Annotated in this window: 7 protein-coding genes; 2 read left to right on the forward strand and 5 right to left on the reverse strand. The window is 72.1% G+C overall.

Annotation, left to right across the window (positions count from 1 at the left end; translation table 11 throughout):
* Positions 1-78: 78 nt before the first annotated feature.
* Complete coding sequence (locus FV233_RS25820) at positions 79-960, forward strand: YicC/YloC family endoribonuclease (RefSeq protein ID WP_147899215.1); 882 nt, start codon at positions 79-81, stop codon at positions 958-960.
* A 50-nt stretch (positions 961-1,010) separates the two neighbouring features.
* Complete coding sequence (gene gmk / locus FV233_RS25825) at positions 1,011-1,676, forward strand: guanylate kinase (protein ID WP_147857433.1); 666 nt, start codon at positions 1,011-1,013, stop codon at positions 1,674-1,676.
* A 28-nt stretch (positions 1,677-1,704) separates the two neighbouring features.
* Here gmk and FV233_RS25830 read toward each other — a convergent pair whose 3' ends face one another.
* The 5 genes from FV233_RS25830 to infB form a co-directional block, all read right to left on the reverse strand.
* Positions 1,705-4,320: a histidine kinase dimerization/phosphoacceptor domain -containing protein gene (locus FV233_RS25830; protein WP_147899216.1), complete on the reverse strand. Its 2,616-nt coding sequence runs from the start codon at positions 4,318-4,320 to the stop codon at positions 1,705-1,707.
* A 109-nt stretch (positions 4,321-4,429) separates the two neighbouring features.
* The gene (locus tag FV233_RS25835; RefSeq protein WP_147899217.1) at positions 4,430-5,824 is read right to left on the reverse strand and encodes a dihydrolipoyl dehydrogenase; all 1,395 of its coding nucleotides are present in this window, start codon (positions 5,822-5,824) and stop codon (positions 4,430-4,432) included.
* A gap of 483 nt (positions 5,825-6,307) precedes the next feature.
* On the reverse strand, positions 6,308-7,336 hold the full coding sequence (truB, locus tag FV233_RS25845; protein WP_238260115.1) for a tRNA pseudouridine(55) synthase TruB: 1,029 nt from the start codon (positions 7,334-7,336) through the stop codon (positions 6,308-6,310).
* Between the two features lie 54 nt (positions 7,337-7,390).
* Positions 7,391-7,834: a 30S ribosome-binding factor RbfA gene (gene rbfA, locus FV233_RS25850; RefSeq protein WP_147856170.1), complete on the reverse strand. Its 444-nt coding sequence runs from the start codon at positions 7,832-7,834 to the stop codon at positions 7,391-7,393.
* 136 nt (positions 7,835-7,970) lie between these two features.
* Positions 7,971-10,568 (reverse strand): translation initiation factor IF-2 (gene infB / locus FV233_RS25855; protein ID WP_147899219.1); only part of this gene is annotated, 2,598 nt, incomplete at its 5' end.

Raw genomic sequence — 10,568 nt, forward strand, 5'->3', positions numbered from 1 at the left:
CCCGTCCGCCCGTTCACCCCTTCCCCCCGAAGCGATCCGTGCTACAGGCCCCGATCTTCTTGAGGACGGGGGGTCGGCATGGCCCAGATCGCGAGCATGACCGGGTTCGCCCGGGCGGCGGGCACCACCGGGGCGGTGCAATGGGCCTGGGAGGTCCGCAGCGTCAACGGGCGCGGGCTCGACGTGCGCGTCCGGGTGCCGGCCGGCCATGACGGCCTCGGCGAGACCGCGCGCGCGGCCCTGCAGAAGACCCTGTCCCGGGGGCAGTGCCAGCTCACCCTGACGCTGACCAAGCCGGAGACGACGGCCCGGGTGCGGATCAACGAGGCCCTGCTGGCGAGCCTCGCGCAGGCGGTCGCCCGGGTGCCGCTGCCCGAGGGCGTGGCGCCCGCGACCCTGGACGGGCTGCTTGGCGTGCGCGGGGTGATCGAGAGCGACGACGAGGCGGCCTCGATGGAGACCGAGGCGTTCGCCCGGGACCTCGCCGAGGGCGTGGTCCGGGTGGTCGCCGACCTGGTCGAGGCCCGCCGGGCCGAGGGCCGCCAGCTCGCCGACATCGTCACCGCGCAGGTCGACCGGATCGCGGCGCTGACCCAGGCCGCCGAGGACAACCCGGCGCGCAAGCCCGAAGCGGTGCGGGCCCGGCTGGCGGCCTCCATCGCGGCCCTGGGCGGGACCAACCTCGATCCCGAGCGCCTGCACCAGGAGGCGATGCTGCTCGCCGGCAAGGCGGATGTGCGCGAGGAACTGGACCGGCTGCACGCCCACGTGGCCAGCGCCCGGGAGTTGCTCGCGGCGGGCGGCGCGATCGGCCGGCGCCTGGATTTCCTGGCCCAGGAGTTCGGCCGCGAGGCCAACACCCTGTGCGCCAAGGCCAACGACATCAGCCTGTCGCGGATCGGCCTCGACCTCAAGGCCGTGGTCGAGCAGTTCCGCGAGCAGGTCCAGAACATCGAATGAGTTTTCGGGACCTGAGGGATGCGGATGGATATCGCGACGGAGCCACGCGGATGAGCGGACCGGCCAACAACGTCTCCGACACGATCGCGCGGCGGGGCTTGATCCTGATCCTGTCATCGCCCTCGGGGGCGGGCAAGACCACGCTGACGCGGGCGGTCGCGCAGGATCCGGCCTGGGCGCTCGACCTGTCGATCTCGGTCACCACCCGGTCGCGCCGTCCCTCCGAGATCGACGGGCGGCACTACCACTTCATCGACCGCGAGGCGTTCGAGGATTTGCGCAGCCGCGACGACCTGCTCGAATGGGCCGAGGTCCACGGCAACTATTACGGCACGCCCCGCCGGCCGGTGGAGAAGGTTTTGGGCTCGGGCCGGGACATGATCTTCGACATCGACTACCAGGGCACCCGCCAGGTCCGGGCCAAGCTCGCCCAGGACGTCGTGACGGTGTTCATCCTGCCGCCCAGCATGGCCGAGCTGCGCCAGCGCCTGGAACGCCGCGCCGAGGATTCGGCCGAGACGATCGAGAAGCGCCTGGCCAACGCCCGGACCGAGATCCAGCGCTGGAGCGAGTACGACTACGTCATCGTCAACGAGGACCTGCAGGACGCCTTCCGGGCGCTGCAGGGCATCCTGTCCGCCGAGCGGCTGAAGCGGGCGCGCCGGACGGGTCTGGCGCAGTTCGTCGACGGGCTGCTGGCGGAGGCGGACGCCTGAGGGATCGCGATGGCGGTGGCGATACCGCTCACGCCGTGATCGTGAAACACGCGCCCGGGTTGTTGGCCACGTCGAGCCGGGCGTTGATCTGGTCGAGCATCGCCCGGATCAGCTTCATCCCGAGGCCGGTGCCCCTGCCGCGCACCTTGGCGTCGGCCCAGTCGTCGGGCAGGCCGGAGCCGTCGTCGCAGACCCGGAGCTGGACCTCGCCGGGGCCGGAGGCCGAGACGCTGACCTCGACGCGGCCGCCGCCGGCGGGGTTGGCGGCGTACTTGAAGGCGTTGGTGACGAGTTCCGTGGCGATCAGCGAGAGCGCCACCGCCTTGCGGTAGGGCACCATCAAGCCGGGCTCGGCCGAGAGGTCCACGGCATGGCCCTCGCCGGCCAGCCCCGCCAGGTCGTTGCACAGGTTCTCGATGGTCTGGCCGAGATCGACCTCGTCGAAGCGCTCGGCCTGGTACAGGCTGTCGTGCACGCGGGCGACGCTCATCACCCGGGCGGAGGTGTCCGCGAAGGCCTGGCGGGCGTCGGGGTCGGCGATCTGCCGGCGCTGCATCTGCAGGAAGGCCGAGACGATCTGCAGGGAGTTCTTGACCCGGTGGTCGATCTCCCGGGTCAGCAGGTCCTTCTGCTCGAGCAGGCGCTCCTTCTCGACGAGCAGGCTGGTCAGCTCGTCGATCTTGCGGCGCTGGCGCAGCACCACGCCCTCCACCGCCTCGGCCAGCGAGCGGGAGAGTTGGACCTGCCAATCGGCCCAGGCGGCGGCGTAGCCGGTGCGCTCCTCGACCCAGCGCTCGAACGAGCGGCGCGGCAGTAGGGCGACCGGGCCGCTGCCGGCGAGCACCGGTTTGCGCGGGTCGCCGCCCCAGGTCACGGTGCTGGGCACCTCGGGCCGGAACCAGACCAGCAGGGTCTCGCGCGATTCGTCCACGAAGGCGGCGAGCAGGCCGCTGGCGATCTCCCGGTACGGGGCCGCCTCCGGGTACGCGGCGGTGAAGCTGTTGCTGCTGTAGCCGGTCTCGCCCGGCGGCAGCGCGTCCCGCAGCCAGCCGGCGATCCGGGCGACCACAGCGGGGGGCGGCGCCCGCCCGATGAGGGTGACCCGCTCGCCCGCCACGATGCCCGCGCCGGTGGCGCTGAACAGGTCGAGCAGGGTCGTCGTGCCGCCGGTGAGGGAGGTCACGAAGTCGTCGGACCGGGTCAGTCCGCGCACCAGCCGGCCCTCGACGCCGAGATGGGCCTGCCGCTCCTCCCAGAGCCGGCGCGACTCGATCTCCTGCACCCGCATGGCGAAGGCGTCGGTGAGCACGGTGGCGGCCGAGCGCGTCTCGGGCGTCACGTAGTGCGGGCGACGGTGATGGCCGATCATCAGGCCCCAGAGCCGGCCCTCGACCATGATCGAGATCGACATGGAGCCGTTCACGCCCAGGTTGCGCTGGTACTCCAGGTGGATCGGCGACAGCGTGCGGTGCTGGGCGAAGGTCAGGTCGATCGGGCCGTTGCCGGCGCCGGGGGCCGCCACCAGCCCGACCGGCACGCTGTCCCGGTCGATCACGAACCGGTTCTTGGCCCTGGTGTAGAGCGCGCGGGCCTGGGCGGGGATGTCGGAGGCGGGGAAGCGCAGGCCGAGCAGGCTGCGCGACCAGCCCGGCACCTTGTCCTCGGCCACCGCCTCGCCGTTCCAGTCCGCGTCGAACCGGTAGACCAGCACGGCCTCGAAGCCGGTGAACGCCCGGATCTCCAGGGCGGCGATGCGGGCGGCCTCGGCCAGGGTGCCGGCCTCGCGCAGGCGCCCGACCGCGAGTTCGGTGTCGACCTGGCTGGCGGTGGGGAAGTCGTCGACGGATTCGGGCTCGAGCTCGAGCTCGACGATCACCCGGCCGGCATGGGCGTGGGCGACGACGTAGTAGGGCGCGCCGCGGCCGGTCAGGGTCAGCCGGCGGCGGACGGACAGGCCGTCCGACAGGGTGCCGGCGGCGAGCCGCGCGCGGACCGCCGCGACGAAATCCGGAGGCAGCACGTCCGCCAGGGGGCGGCCGGCGAGCGGCGGAGTCACGGGATCCACGATCTCGTCGACGTTGGCCGAAAAAGCCAGGACCTCCAGGGTCCCGGCGTCGGCCGCGATCATGACCGCGTTGGGCTGGATCGAGCCCGGGATGTGGATGGGCTCGCGCTCGCAATGGCTGGCATCCACCGGCTCGGCCCGGGCCCGCCGGCCGATCGCCGCCATGACGGCCTCGCGGGACAGGCCGGCGCCGAGGCTCTCGATCGGGTCGATCGTCAGCCACGTGACCGGCCCGGCCTCCGGGGCCTTGCCGTGGCGCATGTGGACCCGCGCCCGCAGGGGCTGGGGCAGCCGGCCGAACACGTAGTCGAAGCTCTCGTCCAGGGCGCCCCTTCGGGTTCCGGAGAGGAAGCGGCCGCGGAAGCTCGGCACGTTCGTGCCCGGCATCACCTCGCGGAAATAGTTGCGGCCCAGCACCGCTTCGCGCGAGAGGCCCGAAAGCGTGCTCGCGCCTTCGCTGAACACCACGACCGTGCCGTCCGCGTCGAGGCCGATCACGCCCTTGTCGAGGCGGTCCAGCGCGTCGGACGCGAGCGTATCGAGGTCGGGGCCGCCTTGGGGGGCCTGTTTCGGCGGCATCAGGAAAGCACCCCGCTCATTTAGTCTGATATGACCGGGGGCGCAGTGAAGTGCAATGCTTCGCCGGACGCCAAGATCAAACCGGAATCACGATGCCGTTGAACGCAGACTAAGACCGGCACATCCTGTGTGTGATTTCAGACAATGCCGTTGAAAAACCCTCTTCAACTGTAGGGTGGTATATGGGCTGGTTCAGGACAGTTGCGGCGGACTTTCCATCCGCGATCGCGTGGGTGAGCAGATGCGCGAGATGTTCGACCGCCGGCCCGATCATCTCGGCACCCAGGAGCGTGCCGTCCCGGTCGGCCCAGATCCGCAGGCCGCCGCGATTCGCGCCGTCGACCCGGGCGCGGCCCTGGTCGGCGAAATCGACGGTGCCGGTCACGCGGCCGGGGGCGTCGGCCTCGTAGGGCGCGCCGACGACCGCGACCTGCGGATCGGTGAACACCATGGCGAGGCTGGTCCAGGGTTCCGGCTTCGCCACGGCGCAGGAGGCGGCCAGCGCCGCCGCGTTGGCGCCGGCGATCCCGCCCTGGCGGCTCGCCTCGTGCAGCACCGGCCGCCAGCCGTCGGCGTCGCCGGCGATCAGGATCGGGGCCCCCGCGCAGACAAGGCTGCGCCGGTCGAATTTTGGCACGCCGTCCTCGCCGAGGCGCAAGCCTGCGGCGTCCAAACCGAGTCCGTCGAGGTTCGGCGCGCGGCCGGTGGCGGCGAGCATCCGCTCGGCCTGCGTCACCTGCGCGTGCCCGTGCCGGTCGGTCCAGGCGAGGCGCACGCCGTCGCCGTCACGCGTCGCGGAGTCGAGCCGCGCGCCGAGATGCAGATCCAGCTCCGCCCCGAAGATCGCGGCGGCCTGCCGGGCGAGGTCCGGCTCGGACAGCCCGGCGACCGTGTCGCCCGAATCGATCACCGTGACCCGGACGCCGAGCCGCGTCATCGCCTGGGCGATCTCGATCCCCACCGCGCCGGCGCCCAGCACGGCGAGCGAACCCGGGAGATCGGGGATCTCGAACAGGGTGTCGGTGGTGAGGAGCCGGTCGCCGAGCCCGTGGAGCGGCTTCGGGATGTTCGGGCTCGATCCCGTGGCGATGACGGCGGCCTTGAAGGCGATGCGCGTGTGGTCGTCGACCGTCAGGCTGCGTCCATCGCGGAACCGGGCGGTGCCGGCGATGCGCGCGCCCTCGGGCAGCCCGTCGAGACCGTCGAAGACACTGCCGACGAACCGGTCCCGCTCGGCGCGGACGCGTTCGAGCACCGCGCGCCCATCCACCGCGACGCCGGAGACCCGGATGCCGAACGGGTCGGCGCTCCGGGCCGCGTGGGCGGCCTTGGCCGCGGCGATCAGCAGTTTCGAGGGCATGCAGCCGACCCGGGCGCAGGTCGTCCCCCCCGGGCCGCGCTCGATCAGCACGGCGCTGGCCCCGGCCTCGGTGGCGGCCCTGTAGGCGGCGATGCCGGCGGTCCCGGCCCCGATCACCGCCACATCGCAGGTTTGTTCGTACATCGTATCCCCGGGGCGGTTGCCGGGGCCAAAGGCCGATCGCTGCCGTTCGTTCCGCGTGCGCCCACGCGCCTCAGGTTGCGGCGTGGGCTTGGCGGTCCGGCTAGCTCTCGATGGCAACAGAGGTCATATCGCAGCAGACCGGCGCCTTCCCTCCCCCCTTTGCGGGCTACGATGTTCACACATCAGCTTGCGAAAGCCGCCACGCGCCCCCTCTCCCGTGCGGGAGAGGGTTGGGGTGAGGGACCAGGTCTTTCCGGAAAACGCGCATCCCTCACCCTGTCCCTCTCCCGCACGGGAGAGGGGACCCGCGCCACATCCGGGGATGTGTGAATCCGATAGCCTCTGCGGGGGAGGGAGACGCGCTCGAGTCCGGCCTTTGCTCCCAGCCGGCACCGATGTGTGACCGTCGTACCCCCTAGGAGAGGGGACCCACGCGTCATCCTGGGAGAGGTGACCATCTAAGCGTCGGCGCAGGGCGTCGGCTCAGGCGTTGCGCCCCGAGGCCGTGCCGCCGAGGTGAAAGACCCGGTGCGGCACCAGTTCGCCGCGCTCGACGTCGCCCACCGCGACCAGGATGCCGCCGCAAGTCGCGAAGGCCTTGCCCTCGACCGGCGCGTCCCGGCCACGCAGGATCACCGACTGGCCGCGCATCAGGCGCAGGCCCAAGTCGCGCGAGACCGTCACCTCGGGGATCGCGTCCAGCGCGGTCTCCACCGGCCGCAGATGCGCGAGCGCGGCTTCCGGGCCGCCCTCGGTCAGGCCGGCGGCGGCGCAGGATTCGGCTTCCGAGAACGGCCCGACCCGGGTGCGGCGCAGGGCCGAGACGTGGCCGTAGCAGCCGAGCATGCGGCCGAGGTCGCGCGCCAGGGCGCGGACATAGGTGCCCTTGCCGCACTCGGCCTCGATCACGGTGCGCTCGCCGTCATGCTCGACCACCGCGAGGCGGTCGATCTGCACCGGCCGGGCCACCAGCTCCACGACCTCGCCCTCGCGGGCCAAGTCGTAGGCGCGCTCGCCCTGGATCTTGATCGCGGAATAGCGCGGCGGCACCTGCTCGATCGCCCCCACGAAGGTCGGCAAGGCCGCCTCGACGGCGGCGCGCTCCGGGCGGGCCTCGCTGGTCTCCACGGCCCGGCCCTCGGCGTCGTCGGTGTCGGTCTCGACACCCCACTGCACGGTGAACCGGTAGGCCTTGCGGCCGTCCATGACGAAGGGAACGGTCTTGGTCGCCTCACCGAGCGCGATCGGCAGGATACCCGACGCCAGCGGATCGAGGGTCCCGGCATGGCCGGCCTTCTTGGCGTTGAAGGCGCGCTTCACCACCGCGACGGCGTGGGTCGAGGTCATGCCGACGGGCTTGTCGAGGATGACCCAGCCCGACACGTCCCGGCGCTTGGGCCGGTCGGGGCGCGGCCCGCGCTGCGGACGGCGCTCCTCCGGGCCCCGGCGCTCGGCGCCGGGAGCCGATACCGCGCGCTCGGCCGGCGGATGATCTTCGATGGAAACGGTCATGGCCTCGTGTCCCCCGGGGTCGTTGCCCCGTTCCTGTCCGTGTGCCGATGGGGATCAATGCCCCCGACCGGTCTCCGGTTCGTCGTCCTCATGCCCGTCGCCGTCCCGCTCCGGGACGAGGTCGCGCTGCACCCGCTCGTCGCGGAGCAGCTTGTCGATGCGGGCCGCCTCGTCGAAGGTCTCGTCGCGGAGGAAGCGCAGCTCGGGCGCGAATTTCAGGTTCACCCGGCGCGCCACCTCCTGGCGCAGCACCTTGCGGTGGCGGTCCAGGGCGGCGATCACCGGCGCCTCGTCCATGCCCCCCAGGGGCATCACGTAGGCGGTGGCGAGCTTCAGGTCCGGCGACATCCGCACCTCCGGCACGGTCACGACATGCGTGTTGAGCACCGGATCCTGGATGTCGCCGCGCTGGAGCACCTCCGCGAGGGCGTGGCGCACGAGTTCGGCCACGCGCTGCTGGCGCTGCGAGGGGCCGGTGGAGGTTGGTTTCTGGGCCATTCTGTCTCGGGCCGGCGGCGCGGGGCGGCCGGTTCACGTCCAAGCGGAGAGAGGTGCAGGAAAGACGCGATGCACCCAAAAGAAAAGACGGCCGCGGCTGACGCCGCGACCGCCCTGTCCGGACGAGTCCGGGCTCTCAGAGCGTGCGGCGGATCTCTTCGACCCGGTAGCACTCGATGACATCGCCTGCGCGCATGTTCTCGAAGTTCTCGAAGGCCATGCCGCACTCCTGCCCGGAGGTGACTTCCTTCGCGTCGTCCTTGAACCGCTTCAGGGTCTTGAGCTTGCCCTCGTGGATGACGACGCTGTCGCGGATGAGGCGGACATGCGCGCCGCGCTCCACGATGCCGTCCTGCACGCGGCAACCCGCGACCTTGCCGACCTTCGAGACCTCGAAGACCTCCTGGATGGTCGCCTCGCCGAGGCGCTCCTCCCGCAGGGTGGGCGGCAGCATCCCCGACAGCGTGGCTTTGATGTCGTCCACGAGGTCGTAGATGATGTTGTAGTAGCGGATATCGATCCCGGCCCGCTCGGCGGCCTCGCGGGCCTCCTTGAGGGCGCGCACGTTGAAGCCGATCACGACCGCCTTCGACGCCTGCGCCAGGGTGATGTCCGACTCGGTGATGCCGCCGACGCCCGACAGCAGGATGCGGGCCGCGACCTCGCCGTTGCCGAGCTTCTCCAGGGCGCCCGAGATCGCCTCGACCGAACCCTGCACGTCGCCCTTGATGACGACCGGCAGCTCCTTGCGGCCGGCGCCTTCCTTGAGGTCGCGCATCATGTCGACCAGCGAGCGGTTGGCACCGCCGGTGCGGGCGTTCTGCCGCTCGCGCTTCTGGCGGGCGCGGTACTCGGTGACCTCGCGGGCCCGGGCCTCGCTCGGCACCACGGTCACGCGGTCGCCGGCATCGGGGGTGCCGTTGAAGCCGAGGACCTCCACGGGCACCGAAGGGCCGGCGTACTGCACGTTCTCGCCGAGGTCGTCGACCAGGGCGCGCACGCGGCCCCACTCGGCGCCGGCCACGACGATGTCGCCGGTGAACAGGGTGCCACGCTGGACCAGCACGGTCGCCACCGGGCCGCGGCCGCGGTCGAGCTGGGCCTCGATGACCGTACCCTCGCCGTCGCGCTTCTCGTTGGCGCGCAGGTTCATGATCTCGGCCTGGATCTGGATGCCCTCCAGCAGCTCCGGCAGACCGTCGCCGGTCTTGGCCGAAACCTCGAACTCCAAGGTCTCGCCGCCCATCGACTCGACCTGGATGTCGTGCTGCAGCAGCTCCGTGCGGACCCGCTGGGGGTTCGCGTCCGGCTTGTCGATCTTGTTGACCGCGATGATCATCGGGACGCCCGCCGCCTTGGCGTGCTGGATCGCCTCGATGGTCTGCGGCATCACGCCGTCGTCGGCCGCCACCACGACCACCACGATGTCGGTGACCTTGGCGCCGCGGGCGCGCATCGACGTGAACGCCGCGTGGCCCGGGGTGTCGATGAAGGTGATCATCTCGCCGGACGGCGAGGCGACCTGATAGGCGCCGATGTGCTGGGTGATGCCGCCGGCCTCGCCCTCCACCACGTTCGCCTTGCGGATCGCGTCGAGCAGCGAGGTCTTGCCGTGATCGACGTGGCCCATGATGGTGACCACCGGCGGACGGGGATCGAGATCCTCCTCCAGATCCGGCTCGTCGGAGGACAAGCCCTCTTCCACGTCGGACTCGGCGACGCGGCGCACGGTGTGGCCGAGTTCCTCGGCGATGAGCTGGGCGGTGTCCGAATCGATCACGTCGGTGATCTTGTGGATCTCGCCCTGCTTCATCAGCAGGCGGATCACGTCCACGGCCCGCTCCGACATGCGGTTGGCGAGTTCCTGGATGGTGATCGTCTCGGGGATCGTCACCTCGCGGGACAGCTTCTCCTTCTGCTCGACCTGGCCGCGGCCGCTCATGCGCTGCTGGCGGCGGCGGAACGAGGCGACCGAGCGGGTGCGCTCGTCCTCGCCGGACGTCGCCGTCGCGATGGTCAGGCGGCCGCGGTTGCGGTCACCACCCGGCGACTTCGGCGTCTTCGGGGGCGCGATGATCTTGAGCGGCATGCCGGGACGGCGGATGACCCGCTTGGTCTCCGACTCGTCCTCGTTGGTCTGGGCACCGCGGCCGGCGGGACGCGCCGCGGCGGTGGCGCCGGCGGGACGGGCGGCCGTGGTCGGCGTCGCGCTCTTCTCGGGCTCGGGCGCCGGAGCCGGCCGCGCCATGAAGTTGAGGTCGCGGGGCTTGCGCGAATCCGCCGTGATGGTCTTGCGCGGCTCGCCGGTGGCGGGACGGGCGGTCAGCGGCGGACGCGCCGCCGGGGCGGACGGCGCCGAGGCGGCCGGACGCGCGGGGGCGGCCGCCGGACGGGCGCCCTCGGGCTGACGGCCTGAAACGGTGGTCGGACGCGCCGGCATCGGACGCGTCGCCCCGGCCGGACGGGCGGGGGCCGCGGCCGGAGCGGCAGGCGCAGCCGCAGTGGGAGCGGCAGCAGCGGGGGCATCCGGCGCGGCGGCCGGAGCCTCGGCGGCGGCGGCCTTGCGGGCCTCCTCCTCACGACGGCGGGCCTCGGCCTCCTCGCGCTCGCGGCGGGCCTGCTCCTCGGCTTCCTTGCGGCGCGCCTCGGCTTCGGCCTCGACCTTCTGGCGGGCTTCGGCCTCGCGGCGCTTCGCGTCGGCCAGGGCGGCGGCGCGGGCCGCGCTCTCCTGCTC

Origin of the sequence: Methylobacterium sp. WL7 (assembly GCF_008040085.1) — a bacterium.
Lineage (GTDB): Bacteria > Pseudomonadota > Alphaproteobacteria > Rhizobiales > Beijerinckiaceae > Methylobacterium > Methylobacterium mesophilicum.

Bases quoted from the DNA above. Each gene is read 5' to 3' on its own strand.
- FV233_RS25820 (WP_147899215.1), top strand. From the start codon at position 79: ATGGCCCAGATCGCGAGCATGACCGGGTTCGCCCGGGCGGCGGGCACC.
- gmk (WP_147857433.1), top strand. From the start codon at position 1,011: ATGAGCGGACCGGCCAACAACGTCTCCGACACGATCGCGCGGCGGGGC.
- FV233_RS25830 (WP_147899216.1), bottom strand. From the start codon at position 4,320: ATGCCGCCGAAACAGGCCCCCCAAGGCGGCCCCGACCTCGATACGCTC.
- FV233_RS25835 (WP_147899217.1), bottom strand. From the start codon at position 5,824: ATGTACGAACAAACCTGCGATGTGGCGGTGATCGGGGCCGGGACCGCC.
- truB (WP_238260115.1), bottom strand. From the start codon at position 7,336: ATGACCGTTTCCATCGAAGATCATCCGCCGGCCGAGCGCGCGGTATCG.
- rbfA (WP_147856170.1), bottom strand. From the start codon at position 7,834: ATGGCCCAGAAACCAACCTCCACCGGCCCCTCGCAGCGCCAGCAGCGC.